A 17,079-nucleotide genomic window follows, 5' to 3' on the forward strand; every position below is an offset into this window, starting at 1 on the left:
TGAACTGAACCCTAAATGGTGGACACTTGATAAAAGACCCCATTCGGGGTTTTTTGTGTTCAGAGATATCGATATACTATATCTATTCAATTCATACGGGAGGACTATTTATGAACAGACGTACCTTTAATCCAGATCAAATCAGACAACTTGAAGCGAATCCCCACGTAGCCTCGGTATCGGATCGCACCATCCAATACAAGGGAGAATTCAAGATTTACGCTGTACATGAGAATTTAGCTGGGAAACGACCAATACAAATCTTTGAGGAGAGCGGCTTCGACTTGGTCATGATCGGTAAGCAAACGACGAACGAAGCGTTGAAGCGATGGCGGAAGACATATCGTATTTATGGGGAAGAAGGACTCCTGAATGAGAGACGTGGAAAATCAAATCTTGGTGGTCGACCGAAAAAAGACGATTCCATCGAACGACTTCTTGCGAAAGCTGAAGCACGGATCAAGTACCTCACGGCGGAGAACGAATTACTAAAAAAGCTAGAAGCTCTCGAAAGAGAGGCGAAGCACCGAAGCTAACAGCGTCTGAGCGCTATCAGGCAATTAATATTGTTGTAAGAAAATTATCGACGAGTCGGTTCGTCACAGATCTCTGCACGCTCGCTGAGGTGAGTCGCAGTGGTTATTACGCCTGGCTTGCGCGTACGGACAGTGACTCCCTTCGGGAAGAACGCGACTATGCGGACTACCTTCTTCTAAAACGTGTTCACGACCGTCACGACAAGAAGATTGGCTATCGTGGTCTTTACATGGAAATGCTTGATCTTATGGGGGGGCCGATGAATCATAAGCGTATTCTTCGTATCATGAGAAAGTTTGGGATCGTGACGAAAATCCGCAGGCAGAACCCCTACCGTAAAATCGCCAAAGCGACATATGAACATAAGACTGTGCCGAACCACTTGAACCGCCGGTTCAAGCAAGTAGAGCCAGGTAAAGTGTTCGTCACAGACATCACCTATCTCCGAATTGGGTCTGGTCAAACTGCCTATCTCTCTTGCGTGAAGGATGTCGCTACACGTGAAATTGTGGCACATCATGTATCAATGAGCCTCCGGATGGAACTCGTCCTTCATACGACGAATAAACTCGCAGAACGACTTCAAGGGAATACACATCCGGAAGCCATGATACACTCCGATCAAGGTTTCCATTATACGCATCCTGCTTATCAAGCACGGATTCGTGAGATGGGGATGGTTCAATCCATGTCACGTCGAGGAAACTGCCTGGATAATGCCCCGATGGAATCATTCTTTGGGCACTTGAAAGATTATGTCGATTATCAATTAGCATCTGACCTCGATGAGGTCTGCGCTATGGTCGATGTATACATTGACTATTACAATAGCGAACGAAGACAATGGAAACTACAAAAGATGACTCCGGCACAATACCGAAGCCATCTCATAGCAGCTTAAACAATAAAGGTGCTTTTATTAAATTGTCCAAACTATAGGGCGCAGTTCAGCTGACCTTCGAACTTCCTTGTTTTTTGATGATTACGATTTGTTTACTTATTCTTTCTTACCGCGTCACACAAGGTAAAATTTCAGGACGACGCTTTAGTTACTGGATGTTACTTTCCGTTTATCTTGCCGGCGTCGTGTCACTTACGTTATTCCCATTACCCGTTCAACGAAGTTTGATTGATGAAGTAATTCGTGAACAGCATGGGGAACATCATAACTTCCTTCCGTTCAAACTGCTGCTTGATACGGTAAATTCAGGACAAGGCGAAGCTTTTTTGATCCAGGTCATGGGAAATGTTCTTTTGTTTGTACCGTTAGGAATCTTTTTGTTAGTTCTCTATCCGATGATGAAGCGACGGAACGTCATCATGCTGGGCTTTATGATGAGTATAGGCATTGAATCGACTCAAGCGATAATAGGTCTGTTCATCGGCTACAACTACCGTAGTTTTGACGTCGATGATGTGTGGTTGAACACATTAGGAACGGCGTTCGGTGTGCTAATCATATCTGGAATATTGAAAAGGATCCGTGCCGCTAACCAGAAAAATAGAAACACCGACGATTCAAGAAAGGTCATTGACAACTCCTCTTCCTGACCAGTATAGTGAGTAAGTCGAAATAATAAGTAGTGCAACTATTTATCGGAAAGAAGGGGAAGCATGTGAAGGAAGTCGATTGGTCGCTTGGCATGCAGCTGTCGCGCAGCTATCATTCATTTAAACGGGCGGCGACGAAGCGGATGGACGTGCACGGTCTGACACCGGAACAACTCTCTGTCTTAAGTGAATTGCATAAGCAAGAAGGTGTTTCCCAAAAACAGTTAGCGCTCGTGACGGAACGGGATCAAACGACAGTTGGGAAGATTCTTGATAAGCTTGTCAAAAAAGGGTTCGTCATGCGAACGTCTGATCCGAGAGATCGCCGTGCGTTCATTCTTTTGACAACAAAAGAGGGTGTCCACGTGCTTGAATTGCTTGAACCGACGCTTGATGCGTTGCAAGAACAAGCGTTTCAAGGGCTGACGAAAGCGGAGATTGAACAGTTCATTCGGACGCTTGAAACCATTCACAAAAATGTGACGTGAGTGGTTTTCTTTTTTGGTTTAATAGTTGCACATGCTATTATAAGCAATGCACATAAAAAGGGGATACAAAAATGAAGACAATGAAAGACGTATTTGCAATCACACAAACGAAAGTCGGGCTCATGTTCGCCCTCGTCGTACCGGTTCTCTTCCTCGTCGTCTGGATGACAGGGTACCAGGGTGCGACGGAACGACTGGATCAATTACGCGTCGCGGTCGTGGCGGATCAAGGCTCGGCAGATTTCTATCAACAGTTCAAAGCTGAAAGTCCATTTACCGTCTCGCAAGTCAATTCAACAGAAACCGGACTGAAGCAACTTGACCAGGGTGATGTCGAAATGGTCCTCGTCGCGGATTTGACGAATGAACAGCGCTTGACGTTCCATGTCAACCAAGCCAATGCAGAGTTTGCTAATGGAATCTTGAAACAGGGAGCGGGACAAATCGTCAATCAACTGAATGGAGACGTCCCGTTCACATCCGATATCATCATCGAACATCACGTGTCAGAATTCTCGACGTCGATGTTACCGATCATCCTTGGCTTCGTCATTTACATCGCTGTCATGACGATGGGGATTCAGTTTAATCTCGTGACACAAACTCTTCAGAAGCAACATCAAAAGTGGTCGCTCTTTTGGAGTAAACAATTGTTGCATGGCATCGTTCTTGTCGTCGTGCCACTTGTCATGGTGACGATTGCCTTCTTGTTCTCGGATAGTGCAGCATCCTTTTTAAAAGTCTGGGGATTCCAAGTCTTATTAACAGCAGCCTGTATCAGTGTCACGCAAATGAACTTTGCGATATTCGGACCAATCGCACCGCTCGTCAACGTCGCGTTGATTCCGTTCCAGTTGATGACGGCAGGAAATATCGTGCCACCATCGATGCTCGCACCGTTCTATCAGTCGCTCGGTCAGTTTCTTCCCGTCCCGAATGCAGTCGCAGGACTGACACGATTAATTTACTTTGATGGAGATATCTCGCAGTATGCCTTTAACCTGGTAATGATCTTAATTGTGACGTTAGGCGTTACGTTGATTGTAACGGCAATCCGTCGCGAACAAGCACACATCGTTGAAGTGAAACAAGCGTCATGAAAAAACGAGTGACCTCCGGAATCGGGGTCGCTCGTTTTTCGTTTTATGCAAATACGTCAGCGATGGGTGTATCGCCTTCGAGGAGTGTAATTGTTTGACGGGATGCCGTTTCTTGTCCGATTGAAGCAACGATGACGGCTGCGACATCTTCACGGGCAATCGATTTTGTATCCGCATCAGACGGGTCGGTCGTGACGGCACCTGTTCCGGCATCGTCTGATAAACCGCCGGGACGCAAAATCGTATAGTTGAGTTTGCTGTCACGTAACAACCGGTCGGCATAGTGTTTTGCGACATAATACGGTTTCATGCTGTCAGACCAAGTTTCCGGCGAGTCGGCGTTCAAGGCACTGACCATGATGAATTGTTTCGCTTCTTGTTGCTCTGCTGCCGCGATTGATTTAGCGGCACCGTCTAAGTCAATCAACATCGTCTTATCGGCACCGGTGTGTCCGCCGGATCCCGCTGTGAAGATGACGACGTCGCTATCTCCGAGTGCGTCCTGGATCGATGCCATGTTCTGCTCGAGATCAAGCAGGACAGGAGTCAGTCCGAGTGCTTCAAAGTCAGAAAACTGGTCAGGTGACCGCAGACCGACGCGGACTTCATGAGTTGAGTCACTCAATTGTTTGGCGACGTGCCGTCCTACTTTCCCGTTCGCTCCAATAATGAATACTTTACTCATCTTACATTCCTCCATTTCGCTAATCGATTCTTTCCTATTATGAAAGAAACGCATCGTCAAATGCAATCGAGAGGGCTTCGCACGAAAAAACGTTGAAACACGATTTGACGAAATAATCAAAAAAATCTTTTAGAACGGACAGGGATGTGATACTCTTTTGAGTACTATACAAAATAGAACGAGATAGAGAGAGGATGCGAGCTAGGTGAATAAACTGCAGGGAGTCGTGCTTGGAGGAAGTCTTGTTATTTCGAGTTTGTTCGCGGTGACGCGGTTGCGAGAGTTTGTTTCCCCAAAGAAAGAGGAACGGACACGTGATGTCTTTTCCGATAAAAAAATCATCGTCGGGACGACGGGGGATTATAAACCGTTCACCTACTTGAACCGTCAGACGAATGACTATGAAGGGTTCGATATCGAGGTCATCCGCTCGTTTGCAAAAACAGCAGGACTTGAAGTCGAATTCGTCCCGACGACGTGGCCGACGTTGACGCGCGACTTACGTGCCGGTAAATTCGATATGGTTGTCGGCGGCGTGACAAAAAACATCGAACGCGAAATCATTGGTGACTTCACGAAAAGTTACTTGTCTTTCCAAAAGACACCACTCGTCCGCAAAAGTGACTTAAACCGTTTGACATCAATTGCTGCCATCAATCGTCCGGACATTACAATCGGTCTGAATCCGGGGGGAACGAACGAGCAGTTCGTCCGTCAGACGTTCGATCGTGCCCGTATCGTCATGTACACGGATAACTTAGCCATTCCGGCAGCCGTCGCGACGGGTGAAGTCGATGTCATGATTACCGATACGGTCGAGGCTGTTCACTATGCTTCACTCGACGAACGACTCGGGGCACCGAAAATCACGGAAAAATGGATCCCTGCTGAAAAAAGTTATCTCGTCCGGGAACGGCAACCGGACGTTCTCGATGTGATGAACTTGTGGATGAATTCTTATGAAGGCAGCCAGGAAATCGATGCCTTGAAGGAAAAATGGTTAGTCGCATCGTAACTACAATAGAATGATTTTTTCAGACTGCACTGTTCTCTTTTAAAAAGAGCGGTGCAGTTTTTTTCGCTTCATTGTCATCAAAACAGGGGAAATAAATTAAAATCGCTTCTTTTTAGGTGGAGAGGATGGATGACGATGATCGATGTGCAGGATTTGACGAAGGAATACGACGGGAAAAAGGTTGTCGATGCAATTTCCTTTCATGTGGACAAGGGCGAAATCTTTGCTTTTTTAGGACCGAACGGCGCTGGGAAGTCGACGATGGTCCAAATGTTGACGACACTGATTACGGCGAGTTCAGGCAGTGCGACGATTAATCAATTTGACATTAAGCGGGATGAAAAGAAAGTTCGGCTCCAAATCGGTGTTGCACTCCAGGACACAGGGATTGATGAAGATTTGACCGGATACGAATTACTCGTCCTCCAAGGTAAGCTGTTTGGTTTTGAAGCGAAGGAAGCGGAACGGCGTGCGACAGAGCTGCTTGAACTCGTCGGGTTAAGTGGCGACGGCAAGCGACGATCCGGTACTTACTCCGGCGGAATGAAGCGACGGCTCGACTTAGCGTTGACGTTAGTCCATCGTCCACCCGTCCTGTTTCTCGATGAGCCGACGACCGGTCTTGATCCGTCCAGTCGCCTCCAGATTTGGACGGAAGTCCGACGCTTGAATGAAGAATACGGAACGACGATTTTCCTGACGACACAGTATCTCGAAGAAGCCGATCAATTGGCCGACCGGATTGCCATTATCAATGAAGGAAAACTGATCGCAGAAGGGACAGCTGCTGAGCTGAAAGCGACGAGTGGGGAAGAGCGGATCGAAGTCGTCCTCGACGATGAACACGCGATGCGTCGGCTCAGTGAGAACTTCGACGGTCGGGTCGAAAAGGCGACGGTCATCTTACCGTCGAGCGGGACGGAAAGCTTAAAAAATGTCGTCCGTTATTTGGATGAACACCAACTGACGGCGAAATCATTACTCGTCAAGCAACCGTCGCTCGACGACGTCTTCATTCAGTTGACCGGTCAAGTCTATAAGGAGCGTGATTGAGATGTGGCGTGAAACCTTGATTTTGACGAAACGGAGTTTGCTCGTGACACTTCGTAATCCATTCTCCTTCATCCCAAACCTGATCATCAGTGTGTTCTTTTTGCTCGTCTACACGAGTGGTTTATCCGGCATCTCGAGCTTACCTCAGTTCGGGGGCGTCGATTATTTGAACTTCATCTTACCCGTCTCGATCGTTTCTGGTGCCGTCGGTGGAGCAGGGGGCGCGGGACAAGCCCTCGTCAAGGATATCGAAAGTGGATATTTTGCACGACTGCTTTTGACACCGGTCTCGCGGACGGCGATCGTCCTCGGCCCGATGATTGCCGGGATGTTGCAGTTGTTCGTCCAAACACTGTTGATTTTCGGGATGGGCTTTTTACTTGGATTATCGATTCCTGCCGGAGCTGCCGGTTTTTTCCTGACGATTGTCCTTGCGCTTGGCTTCGGACTCGCCTTTGCCGGCTATTCGGTCGGGGTCGCCTTGAAAACACGCAATGCACAGGCGGCACAAGCCGGAACGTTGTTGTTCTTCCCGTTGATTTTCTTATCGACGACATTCGTCCCGAAAGAATTGATTGAGGCGGAATGGTTAAAGATAGCTGCGACGATCAACCCGACGACCTATATCATGGAAGGGATGCGGGCCGTTTTGCTACGTGAGACGATTGACTGGAGTGTCTATACGCAAGGGGTGCTTGTCGCGGCTGTTCTCAGTCTTGCGATGGTTGTGTTTGCGGCACTGAATGCACGGGGAGCGTTAAAAAAATGATTTGATTAGCAAAATATAAATCTCGCCTACATCGAATAAATATTTATTCGATGTAGGCGAGATTTTTTATAAAAATTAACATCAAATGTACGTTTTTAAAAAATTAGTATACTAAACCCATAAATGCCTTTAAAATAAATTAATGTCAGTAATAATTAATTGATAAAAATTTTCAGGCTGGGAGATACCTTATGAAGAAATATGGTTTTTCATTACTTATTTTGATTGCTCTGTTAACTTGCTCTATTTATGTATTGCATGTATCGAATGAAGAATCAAGAATTTCAATTTCAGCTATACTAGTGTTGCCTGTTTTAGTATTAATGACTGCACTAAATGGACGGAAAAATTTTGTGATTCTTGTTACTTATGTATTGTCGCTAGGTTTTGTTTATCTTCTTATTACCTGGTTTGTAAAGTCTTCAAATGAAACTCAGCTTTTTTATATTTTTGAACATCTTTTATCCTCTATAATCGTGTTTTTATATTGGTTATTGCTTCGACAACTGAGAGGGGTCTTCGAAGAAAATCAAGTACTAGAAAACCGTGTTAAAATTCTTGAGGGTTATTCTGAAACACCTCAACTCCTGTCTTATAGTGAATTTTTAGATAGAACGGATTTTTTAATTACTGGAGCAAATCGACGGAATGAACTAAATTATTTAATCCACATCCACCTTAATCCTTCCACTTTAAATAAGAAAACGATTATCCAAACACTAACAGTTGCCGGATTAAATGTATTTCGCGCAAATTATGATGTAATGTCACAACGTAACAAAACAGAGTTTATTATATTTTTGCAAAATACTACGGAAAAAGGTGCTACTATTGCCTGGTCACGTTATTTAGAAAACCTCCGTACCGATTTTACCTCGATCGAATATCCGTTCGAAGCAAAAATTATTCTAGTCGAAGAATCTGTGGAGAGTTCATTGGAAAAAATTGAGGTGGCGCAATGAATCTTTTATTAAACGGGATTATGGCTATTTTTTGGTTGATGCTTATTTATTATTCTTTTTTAACAGTCGCCGGAATTGTTGATAGATTTTCAAAATCGAAAGTTAAAACCATGACAGACTATCCCTCTGTAGCTATCTTAATTCCTGCACACAATGAGGGAATTGTAATGAGACAAACACTAGAAGCGATGATGACAATTGATTATGCAGGTCAACTTGATGTTTTTCTGCTCGATGATCAATCAACTGATGATACGAAGACTATTGCTCTAGAGTTTACTCAAATGTTTAGTCGGATTCATTACATTCCTGTTCCTAAAGGTGAACCGATTGGTAAATCAAGAGTATTAAATTATGGATTAAAAATCACTGACTCGGAATATTTTTTAATTTACGATGCTGATAATCAACCTAAACCAGATGCTGTTACAAAATTAGTAGAGGCTGCCTTTCAAACTGAAGGTGCCTGTGGCTCAGTAGGTGTTGTAAAAACGATTAATGCGAATACGAATATACTTACAAGAATGATTGCCATAGAGTTTCAAGTATTTCAATTAATTATGCAAAGCGGCCGATGGAAAGCTTTTAATACCGGTTCACTAGCCGGGACGAACATGTTATTAAAAAGAAGTGTAATTGAAGAATTAGGTGGATATGATCCGTATGCACTAGCTGAAGATGCAGAATTAACTATGCGGATAACAGCACTTGGTTACAAACTACCTGTCGTATACGAGTCAGAGACATGGGAGCAAGAACCTGAAAACTTGAAAGTGTATATGAAACAACGAACACGTTGGATGTTAGGGAATATATATTTATTGGAAAAAGCATTTGTGACTAAAGAATTTTGGAAGGGACGTACACTTGTCCATTCATTGCAACATATCTTGACCTACCTTTTATTTATTTTCTTACTGCTTATTTCAGACACAGTCTTGATACTAGGGTTGTTTGGCTACGCTTTTGATGAAGTGAGCACCCCATTAATCATGTTTTGGTTTATGACTTATTTAGTCTATACTATTCAAATTTTAGCAGCACAAGAATTAGAAAAAACTGCGACACCACTTAATGTATTGATTGGCCTGATAATGTATTTTACATATGCTCAATTATTTGTCGTACTTTTATTCCGAGGTGTTTTTGCATATGTGAAAAGTAAGCTCAATAATGAAGTGATTGTATGGGATAAAACGAAACGTGTCAAAGTAGAGCAATCATGAAACGAATTATCTTAGGTGTTATCGTAATTATACTGTGTATAGCTGCTGGAGGCGTTTACTTTACTATGAAAAATCAAGATGAAATCGTGAATCAAATTGAAAATTCCTACATGGAAAAAGGTCTGATTCGTGATTATGATAAAGTCGAATCTATGCATCTCGCTGAAAGTATTGGACAGTATATGACTTATTTAGTTGAAATCAATGACGAAAAACGATTCGAGGAACAGGTGAAAGTATTAGAAAACAATTTCTTTGTTAACGAATCAGATAATCTATTTATTAAGTGGGAATTAAATAATACAACTTCAACTAATGCCATCGTAGATGATTTTAGAATAAGTAATGCATTACATTTAGCTGCTAAAGTGTTTGAAAAGCAAAAATATAAAGAAATTGCTACAAAGATTGACGATAGCGTTAAAAAAAATATGATTCGGTCAAACGTTTTGATTGATTTTTACGATTGGAAGTTTCAAGAAAAGGCGAAAACGCTCCATATTAACTATTTGGATAGTCAATCAGTAAAACGATTGGGTCAATTTGATGAAATGAAAAAAATTCTTCTAGAATCTAAAAGAAGTGGACCATTTTTTTCGGAAATATATTTTCCAGATAAACAAATATATCAGTTTGCGAATGATGCTGAAGTTAATATGATTGATCAAGTTTTAATAGCAATTGCTTATAAGGAACTGACTGGTAGGAAGGATAAATCTTTCGATCAATTCATCAGTAACGAATTATTAAAAGGTAAAATCTATACGCGTTATGATTTAAAAACAGGAGCTCCAAAATCTAATGATGAATCGAGCACAGTATATGCAATGTTGCTTTCGTATTTAGACGGTGACTTAAAAAATAAGACTGAGCAACGTCTGAAAACAATCGACTTAACCAATGCTAAAACTACACATGTATTTGATTATTTAAATGCTGCGATTGAATCAAATCGTTAATCAAAAGTACCTCGATGACTTCAAATCATCGAGGTACTTTTTTACGCGTCAAAAATCATATCACTTAATGCGCCTGTATAAAGGCGCGTTTCTGTCGTTAAGACGATTTGGTTTTTGCGCATCTTGATGGTTCCGGACAAGCATTCATCCTGCTCCGACATGAAGGACATCTGTCCTTGCTCGACATACTGTTTTCCTTGTTGCTGTAAGACGTGGGTCTGCGTATTATCCGTCGAGACGAGATAGTCCTTATAAATAGCAAAATCTGTGAACGGCCGTTTCGGTGCGTGGAACGCCTGACTCGTTCCTCCTTGCAGTTGAACGATCCGGTAGTCGGAGTAATAAAAGAACCAGACATCATTCGCAGACGAGACGTTCATTGCATAACAGTTATCGATGGGATAGTCGCGATTTTTAAAGACGACTTTCCCCTGGTCGTTAAAAGCGACGAGGCCGAACGACCCAACTGAATTGGTCGCGGCGTCAGCAAAGACGCCTTCATCGAAATAACTGACCCAAATGTGGTCACGCTCATCGACTTGGACATTTTGAATTCCGTCATCTAGACAATAACTGTCAATCAGATGACCGACTTGATCGTAAATAAAAGCATTCGGTAACCATGATCCGTCGACATCGTCATCACAACGCGAGGCGACGAGCAGGATCCGTCCGTCGGAAAACGATTCGACATAACTGAATTCAACGTCTTCCTGGGCGATGATGATCGTATTGCGCCACTGGTCATGAATCCGATGGACATGCAAGAAAGGACGGTGCCGTTTTTCATCGTAGATTTGTTCGACGAGTAGAATATGACCGGCAATCGTCAGTCCCGTCGCGATATGCGTTCCACGGATATGTGAGGCAGTGACACGATCCAGATGCATGGTTACGGTTTTTGATGTCTCCAATAGAAATCACTCCTTTTAAAAAAAGCCTGTCGCAGTAGGACAGGCTGTAAACGGATTACGTCGTACGTTGGCGTTTCTTGAGGGCGACGTACAAGACGATCATGACGACCGCTGCGATTAAGATGCCGTTCGTATAGGGAGCGGCGACGTCTTTAATCGAGCGCCAGTTCGTTCCGAGTGTCTCACCGAGATAGAGAAATAAAATCGACCACGGGATGATCGCGAGAATCGTGTAGATTGAGAACTTTGTTTGATCCATTTTGGCGAGACCTGCCGGAATGGAGATCGCATGGCGGACGACGGGGATGAATCGTGCCCCGAAAATGACACCTTGTCCGTATTTGACGAACCAACGTTCCGCGAGATCAAGATGGTGTTCCGTGATCAATACATATTTTCCGTACTTCAAGATGAGGGGACGACCGCCGTAGCGGGCGAACCAGTACAAAAACAATTGCGAGAACAATCCACCGATGACGGCGGCGACGATAGCGAGTGGCCAGCCGATCGTCCCTTGAGAAATCATGAACCCACCATAGGATAAGACGATCTCACTCGGGATGATTTCAATCATCAAGCCAAGCGCGATTCCGACATAACCTAAGTCGGCTAAATATAGTAAGACGGTATTGACGACGCTAGATAACACGTTCCACACTCCTTTAATTGCACTTCATCCCTTCATTTTAGAGAAGTCCACGCAAAATGGAAAGAAAAAAATCACCCCGTCGTTAAAACGAGATGATTTCTTCATTAAAGAATGACGGCAGCAATCGTACCGAAAATCAGCAATGGTAAGTTGTAGTGTAAAAATGTCGGAATGACCGTTTCACGCATGTGATCGTGTTGTCCGTCAGCATTCAATCCGCTCGTCGGTCCGAGTGTCGAATCACTTGCCGGACTACCGGCGTCACCGAGTGCACCGGCTGTACCGATGATGGCAATCGTCGCCTCGAGACTGAATCCGTACTGGATGCAAAGCGGCACGAAGATGGCGGCGATGACCGGAATCGTCGAGAAACTTGAACCGATTCCGACAGTGACAAGTAATCCAATCAATAGCATGACGAAGGCAGCGACGAGCTGCGAATCGCCCATTAACGATTTTGAGTTTTCAACGAGTGGTTCGATATCACCTGTCTCACGTAAAACGTTTGAGAAGCCATTCGCTGAAATCATGACGAATCCGATGAACGACATCATCCGCATACCGCGTGTGATGACATCGTCTGCTTCGCTGAAGCGGACGAGTCGTAACACGAGGAAGAGCAGGAGGCCGGTCGTCGCGGCGATGATCATCGATTCCGTCGTCAATTGGACGACGAGCGTCGCGATGACGACAATTGAACTCAGTAATAATTTGGATTTCGTGACGACAGGAATCTCGTAATCGTCCGGTGCGATGTTCCGCATCTCATATTCACGCGGTTTCCGGTAATTGTATAAACCGAGTAACAATCCGAACAACATCCCGAGCGCCGGAATCGCCATCGCTTTGATGACTGATGCGCCAGCGGTGTCCATCCCGTTTTCTTGTAAGTTCGGTAACAGAATCTGATTGAGATAGATATCACCGAAACCGATTGGTAAAAACATATACGGTGTGACGAGACCAAACGTCATGATGATGGCCATCCGGCGCCGGTCAATTTTCAAATCATTAAACAGACCGAGTAACGGCGGGATGATGATCGGAATGAAGGCGATGTGAATCGGCAAGACGTTTTGTGAACTGATTGCGAGTAATAAAATCGCGAACATGATGAACCCTTTTAACTTCTTGACCGACGTCGCATCGGCACTTCCTTTTGAGCGAGCAATCAAGCTATGTGCGAGGGCGTCCGGCAAACCTGTTTTCGACAGGGCGACGGCGAACGCACCAAGCAAGGCATAACTGAGGGCAATTTCTGCGCCGGCTCCAAGACCGCCTGAGAAACTTTCGATCGTTTTCGTTAAACCAAGACCGCCGAGTAAACCACCGGCGAGAGCGCTGATGACCATCGCGAGGACGATGTGGACACGGAAGATGGCTAAGACAAATAAAAGGATAACGGCTAAAACAACAGCATTGAACATAACTATAAAACCACGCTTTCTTTTGGTATCACTGTACTATACTAAAGTATCATACAGACCGTTCTTTTTGCTGTCAAGAAAAAAACATAAAAAGGCACGACCGGTGTCGGTCGTACCTTCTTTCTACTATATAAGGACAAGTTTAGCAATCGACGCGGTCGAGTTTCCCTGTTCCCGGGTCGATGACGAGCCCGTGGACGTTCGTGCCCGGTGGTAATAATGGATGGTTTTTAATCAGACCGACGGAATGACTGACGTTTTCTTCGACTGACGTGAACCCGCGTAACCATTGTTTCAAGTCGACGCCGGATGCTTCGAGTGTCTTTAGGACTTGTTGATTGATGCCGCGTCCTTCCATCTCGGCAATCATGTTTGCCGGGTCGATCGTACTCATGCCGCAGTCATGGTGACCGATGACGATGACTTCTTCCGCCCCGAGTGCGTATAAGGCGACGAGGATCGAGCGCATGACGGAACCGAATGGGTGTGACAGAACGGCCCCGGCATTTTTAATGATTTTTGCATCGCCGTTTTTCAGACCGAGCGCGTGCGGGAGGAGTTCCGTCAAGCGGGCATCCATACATGTTAAGATTACGACCTTTTTATCTGGGAATTTATCCGAGATGAATTGTTCGTATTGTTTTTCTTCGACGAATTGTTCGTTGAACGCAAGCATTTGATTGACGATTGTCATGAAACTTCCTCCTTCAAAACAAATAAATATGTATCTTTTAATAGATTACACGATGTTTTGTCCGTCAGACAAGCAAAGAAAATAGGTGCTGTGAGAAAAGTCACAGGCAAGGGATTCAAAAAGGATGCCTTGTCCGACAACACCTTTTGAGAATGAGAACGTTTTCAATGATGTGAAATAGTTCACAGGATGGTCATGCACAAATCATCAAAAAGGCGGTATGATTGATTTGTGAAGGAAAGCACAAACTATTGAATATCAGCTTGGCATTCCTAACATTTAGTAGGGAAATGCAGACTCAGATTCGTTCCAAAATAGGGAGGAAACCTAACATGGCTGTCAAAGAAAAAATCAAACAAGACGTATCACCTGTCGAACAAACGATCAATAAAATCGTTGCAAAAGGTCAAACTGCATTACAAGAATTATTAACATTTGATCAAGAGAAAATCGATACGATTGTCCGTGACATGGCGCTTGCCGGTCTCGAACGTCACGTTGAACTGGCACGACTCGCCGTTGAAGAAACAGGACGTGGTGTCTTTGAAGATAAAATGATTAAAAATATGTTTGCGACGGAATATATCTATAACAGTCTCCGTGAAGAAAAAACGGTCGGCGTCTTAGAAGAAGATGTTCAAAACGGCATCACCTATATCGCAGAACCGGTCGGTGTCGTCTGTGGCGTCACACCTGTGACGAATCCGACATCAACGACGATGTTCAAAGCGTTGATCGCGATTAAAACACGAAACCCGATTGTGTTCGCCTTCCACCCGTCAGCGCAAAACTGCTCACTCGAAGCAGCGAAAACGTTACGTGACGCGGCTGTCAAAGCCGGCGCACCGCGTGACTGTATCCAGTGGGTCGAACAACCGTCACTCGAAGCAACAAAAGTCTTGATGAACCACACGGATATCGCGATGGTCCTTGCGACCGGCGGAGCCGGCATGGTCAAATCAGCCTATTCAACAGGTAAGCCGGCACTCGGTGTCGGACCGGGGAACGTCCCGTGCTACATCGAAAAAACAGCAAAAATCAAACGTGCCGTCAGTGACCTTGTCCTCTCCAAAACGTTTGATAACGGCATGATTTGTGCATCGGAGCAAGCAGTCATCGTCGATCAGGAAATCTACGCGGAAGTTCGGGCGGAGATGGAAGCACTCGGTTGCTACTTCTGTACAGCAGATGAGAAAAAACGTCTCGAAGCGCTCGTCATCAAAACCGATACATGTGCCGTCAATGCCGACATCGTCGGGAAACCGGCAACCTGGATCGCAGCAAAAGCGGGCATCGACGTTCCGAGCAACACCGTCATGCTCGTCGCAGAACTTGAAAAAGTCGGCTCAGAAGAACCACTCTCACACGAAAAACTAAGCCCTGTCCTTGGTGCGTATAGCGTCCAGTCAACGGAAGATGCGTTCCATGTCGCCGAACGGATGCTTGAAATCGGTGGCCTCGGTCATACGGCAGTCATCCACACGACGAATGACGACTTGATGACGACATTCGGAATGCGGATGAAAGCCTGCCGGATTCTCGTCAACAGCCCGTCAGCACACGGTGGGATTGGTGATCTGTATAACGAATTGACACCATCACTGACACTCGGTTGCGGCTCTTACGGGAAAAACTCCGTCTCTGAAAACGTAACGGCGAAACATCTACTCAATGTCAAGAAGGTGGCGAGACGACGCGTGAACATGCAGTGGTTCAAAGTACCGGAAAAGATTTTCTTTGAAAAAAATTCAGTCCAATACTTGAAATCGATTCAAGATGTCTCACGTGCGTTGATCGTCACCGATCAAGCGATGGTCGAGTTCGGCTACGCGGATAAAGTCATCCGCAACTTACCGGCAGGCGTCAGCTACCGGATCTTCGACCAAGTCGAACCGGATCCATCGGTTGCAACGGTTCAGACAGGAGCGCAAGCGATGCGCGACTTCAAACCGGACTTGATCATCGCCCTCGGTGGCGGATCAGCGATGGATGCAGCGAAAGGCATGTGGCTCTTCTACGAGCAACCGAACGAAACGTTCTCGAACTTACGTCAAAAGTTCCTCGATATCCGGAAACGGGCCTATAAATTCCCGGCGCTCGGTAACAAAGCGAAGTTCGTCGCGATTCCGACGACGTCCGGAACAGGATCTGAAGTCACACCGTTTACCGTCATCACGGACAAAGAGAAAAACGTCAAGTATCCGATTGCTGACTATGCATTAACACCAGATGTCGCAATCATCGATCCGGAATTCGTCATGACGGTCCCGGCATCAATCACGGCGGACACCGGAATGGACGTCTTGACACATGCGACAGAAGCCTTCGTCTCCGTCCTCGCGAACGACTATACGGACGGACTGGCGCTAAAAGCGATCAAGATGATCTTCGACTACTTGCCACGCGCTTATGCGAATGGTGACGATGCCGAAGCACGCGAAAAAGTTCACAATGCGTCAACGATGGCCGGAATGGCGTTTGCCAATGCCTTCCTCGGGATTAACCATTCGATCGCGCACAAAATCGGTGGGGAGTTCCACACGCCACACGGTCGCACGAATGCGATTCTGATGCCACACGTCATCCGCTACAATGCAGCGAAACCGACGAAACTCGCTTCGTTCCCGAAATATGAATCATTCATCGCTGATGAACGGTACGCAGAAATCGCGCGTTATCTCGGACTACCGGCAGCGACGACGGAACAAGGTGTCGAGTCACTAATCCAAGCGATCACAGAACTCGGACAACAGTTGAACATCAAAATGTCATTCAAAGCCCAAGGCATCAAAAAAGCCGACTTTGAAGCAAAACTCGACAAGATGGCCGTCGATGCATTCGAAGATCAATGTACGACAGCGAATCCAAAAATGCCGCTCGTGACGGAACTTCGGAACATCATGGAGCTTGCGTACGAAGGCGTATAACAGAGAAAAAAATCATGGCAATTCAAAAGAGCCTTGCTTCCGGTCGACGGAGGCAAGGCTTTCGTTTGTAATCAGAAGAGACACCGATAAAACTGTCTTGTCATTATTGACAGATATTTCTAA

16 protein-coding genes are annotated in these 17,079 nt (G+C 45.2%); 11 read left to right on the top strand and 5 right to left on the bottom strand.

Going from position 1 to position 17,079, the window contains the following annotated elements; translation table 11 throughout:
* Window positions 1–110: 110 nt before the first annotated feature.
* The 4 genes from A0126_RS16335 (at window position 111) to A0126_RS16350 (ending at window position 3,676) form a co-directional block, all read left to right on the top strand.
* A protein-coding gene (locus tag A0126_RS16335) for an IS3 family transposase (RefSeq protein ID WP_369834825.1) occupies window positions 111–1,438 on the top strand; the annotation gives its coding sequence in 2 pieces (ribosomal slippage) (window positions 111–480 and window positions 480–1,438; 1,329 coding nt in all).
* 155 nt (window positions 1,439–1,593) lie between these two features.
* Entirely contained in the window at window positions 1,594–2,088 is a 495-nt protein-coding gene (locus tag A0126_RS16340) for a VanZ family protein (RefSeq protein WP_157898468.1), read from the top strand.
* Between the two features lie 65 nt (window positions 2,089–2,153).
* Window positions 2,154–2,576 carry a MarR family winged helix-turn-helix transcriptional regulator gene (locus A0126_RS16345; protein ID WP_088836853.1) on the top strand — a complete coding sequence of 141 codons (423 nt, stop codon included), beginning with the start codon at window positions 2,154–2,156 and terminating at the stop codon, window positions 2,574–2,576.
* Window positions 2,577–2,647: 71 nt separating this feature from the next.
* Window positions 2,648–3,676, top strand: coding sequence for an ABC transporter permease (locus tag A0126_RS16350; protein ID WP_088836854.1), 1,029 nt, complete (start codon window positions 2,648–2,650; stop codon window positions 3,674–3,676).
* Window positions 3,677–3,719: 43 nt separating this feature from the next.
* Here A0126_RS16350 and A0126_RS16355 read toward each other — a convergent pair whose 3' ends face one another.
* Complete coding sequence (locus tag A0126_RS16355) at window positions 3,720–4,361, bottom strand: SDR family oxidoreductase (protein ID WP_088836855.1); 642 nt, start codon at window positions 4,359–4,361, stop codon at window positions 3,720–3,722.
* Window positions 4,362–4,566: 205 nt separating this feature from the next.
* Between A0126_RS16355 and A0126_RS16360 the strand changes: the two genes are divergently transcribed.
* The 6 genes from A0126_RS16360 (at window position 4,567) to A0126_RS16385 (ending at window position 10,345) form a co-directional block, all read left to right on the top strand.
* Complete coding sequence (locus A0126_RS16360; RefSeq protein WP_088836856.1) at window positions 4,567–5,376, top strand: transporter substrate-binding domain-containing protein; 810 nt, start codon at window positions 4,567–4,569, stop codon at window positions 5,374–5,376.
* A gap of 129 nt (window positions 5,377–5,505) precedes the next feature.
* Window positions 5,506–6,429 (top strand): ATP-binding cassette domain-containing protein, encoded by a 924-nt coding sequence (locus A0126_RS16365; RefSeq protein ID WP_239456869.1) that lies wholly within the window; start codon window positions 5,506–5,508, stop codon window positions 6,427–6,429.
* A 1-nt stretch (window position 6,430) separates the two neighbouring features.
* Entirely contained in the window at window positions 6,431–7,198 is a 768-nt protein-coding gene (locus A0126_RS16370) for an ABC transporter permease (RefSeq protein WP_088836857.1), read from the top strand.
* Between the two features lie 191 nt (window positions 7,199–7,389).
* Window positions 7,390–8,160 (top strand): hypothetical protein, encoded by a 771-nt coding sequence (locus tag A0126_RS16375; RefSeq protein ID WP_088836858.1) that lies wholly within the window; start codon window positions 7,390–7,392, stop codon window positions 8,158–8,160.
* The gene (locus tag A0126_RS16380) at window positions 8,157–9,386 is read left to right on the top strand and encodes a glycosyltransferase family 2 protein (RefSeq protein ID WP_088836859.1); all 1,230 of its coding nucleotides are present in this window, start codon (window positions 8,157–8,159) and stop codon (window positions 9,384–9,386) included. Before A0126_RS16375 ends, A0126_RS16380 begins: the two co-directional genes overlap by 4 nt.
* Entirely contained in the window at window positions 9,383–10,345 is a 963-nt protein-coding gene (locus A0126_RS16385; RefSeq protein ID WP_088836860.1) for a glycoside transferase, read from the top strand. The genes A0126_RS16380 and A0126_RS16385 overlap by 4 nt, the downstream gene beginning before the upstream one ends.
* 41 nt (window positions 10,346–10,386) lie before the next feature.
* On the opposite strand, the gene A0126_RS16390 is transcribed toward A0126_RS16385, so the two are convergent.
* From A0126_RS16390 to A0126_RS16405, 4 genes are all read right to left on the bottom strand, one after another.
* Entirely contained in the window at window positions 10,387–11,259 is an 873-nt protein-coding gene (locus tag A0126_RS16390; protein WP_088836861.1) for a hypothetical protein, read from the bottom strand.
* Window positions 11,260–11,314: 55 nt separating this feature from the next.
* Window positions 11,315–11,908 carry an undecaprenyl phosphate transporter UptA gene (locus A0126_RS16395; RefSeq protein WP_088836862.1) on the bottom strand — a complete coding sequence of 198 codons (594 nt, stop codon included), beginning with the start codon at window positions 11,906–11,908 and terminating at the stop codon, window positions 11,315–11,317.
* A gap of 104 nt (window positions 11,909–12,012) precedes the next feature.
* Entirely contained in the window at window positions 12,013–13,335 is a 1,323-nt protein-coding gene (locus tag A0126_RS16400) for a Na+/H+ antiporter family protein (RefSeq protein ID WP_088836863.1), read from the bottom strand.
* Between the two features lie 142 nt (window positions 13,336–13,477).
* Window positions 13,478–14,029, bottom strand: a complete 552-nt coding sequence (locus A0126_RS16405; RefSeq protein ID WP_088836864.1) for a beta-class carbonic anhydrase — start codon at window positions 14,027–14,029, stop codon at window positions 13,478–13,480.
* Window positions 14,030–14,361: 332 nt separating this feature from the next.
* Here A0126_RS16405 and adhE point away from each other — a divergent pair, with 332 nt between their 5' ends.
* Window positions 14,362–16,956: a bifunctional acetaldehyde-CoA/alcohol dehydrogenase gene (adhE, locus tag A0126_RS16410; protein ID WP_088836865.1), complete on the top strand. Its 2,595-nt coding sequence runs from the start codon at window positions 14,362–14,364 to the stop codon at window positions 16,954–16,956.
* The last annotated feature ends 123 nt before the right edge of the window (window positions 16,957–17,079 follow it).

The organism is Exiguobacterium sp. N4-1P (assembly GCF_002214325.1).

What these genes read in the sequence shown, in the direction of transcription:
- adhE (WP_088836865.1), top strand. Translation starts at nt 14,362, where the DNA reads ATGGCTGTCAAAGAAAAAATCAAACAAGACGTATCACCTGTCGAACAA.
- A0126_RS16340 (WP_157898468.1), top strand. Translation starts at nt 1,594, where the DNA reads ATGTTACTTTCCGTTTATCTTGCCGGCGTCGTGTCACTTACGTTATTC.
- A0126_RS16370 (WP_088836857.1), top strand. Translation starts at nt 6,431, where the DNA reads ATGTGGCGTGAAACCTTGATTTTGACGAAACGGAGTTTGCTCGTGACA.
- A0126_RS16365 (WP_239456869.1), top strand. Translation starts at nt 5,506, where the DNA reads ATGACGATGATCGATGTGCAGGATTTGACGAAGGAATACGACGGGAAA.
- A0126_RS16380 (WP_088836859.1), top strand. Translation starts at nt 8,157, where the DNA reads ATGAATCTTTTATTAAACGGGATTATGGCTATTTTTTGGTTGATGCTT.
- A0126_RS16400 (WP_088836863.1), bottom strand. Translation starts at nt 13,335, where the DNA reads ATGTTCAATGCTGTTGTTTTAGCCGTTATCCTTTTATTTGTCTTAGCC.
- A0126_RS16350 (WP_088836854.1), top strand. Translation starts at nt 2,648, where the DNA reads ATGAAGACAATGAAAGACGTATTTGCAATCACACAAACGAAAGTCGGG.
- A0126_RS16405 (WP_088836864.1), bottom strand. Translation starts at nt 14,029, where the DNA reads ATGACAATCGTCAATCAAATGCTTGCGTTCAACGAACAATTCGTCGAA.
- A0126_RS16355 (WP_088836855.1), bottom strand. Translation starts at nt 4,361, where the DNA reads ATGAGTAAAGTATTCATTATTGGAGCGAACGGGAAAGTAGGACGGCAC.
- A0126_RS16375 (WP_088836858.1), top strand. Translation starts at nt 7,390, where the DNA reads ATGAAGAAATATGGTTTTTCATTACTTATTTTGATTGCTCTGTTAACT.
- A0126_RS16385 (WP_088836860.1), top strand. Translation starts at nt 9,383, where the DNA reads ATGAAACGAATTATCTTAGGTGTTATCGTAATTATACTGTGTATAGCT.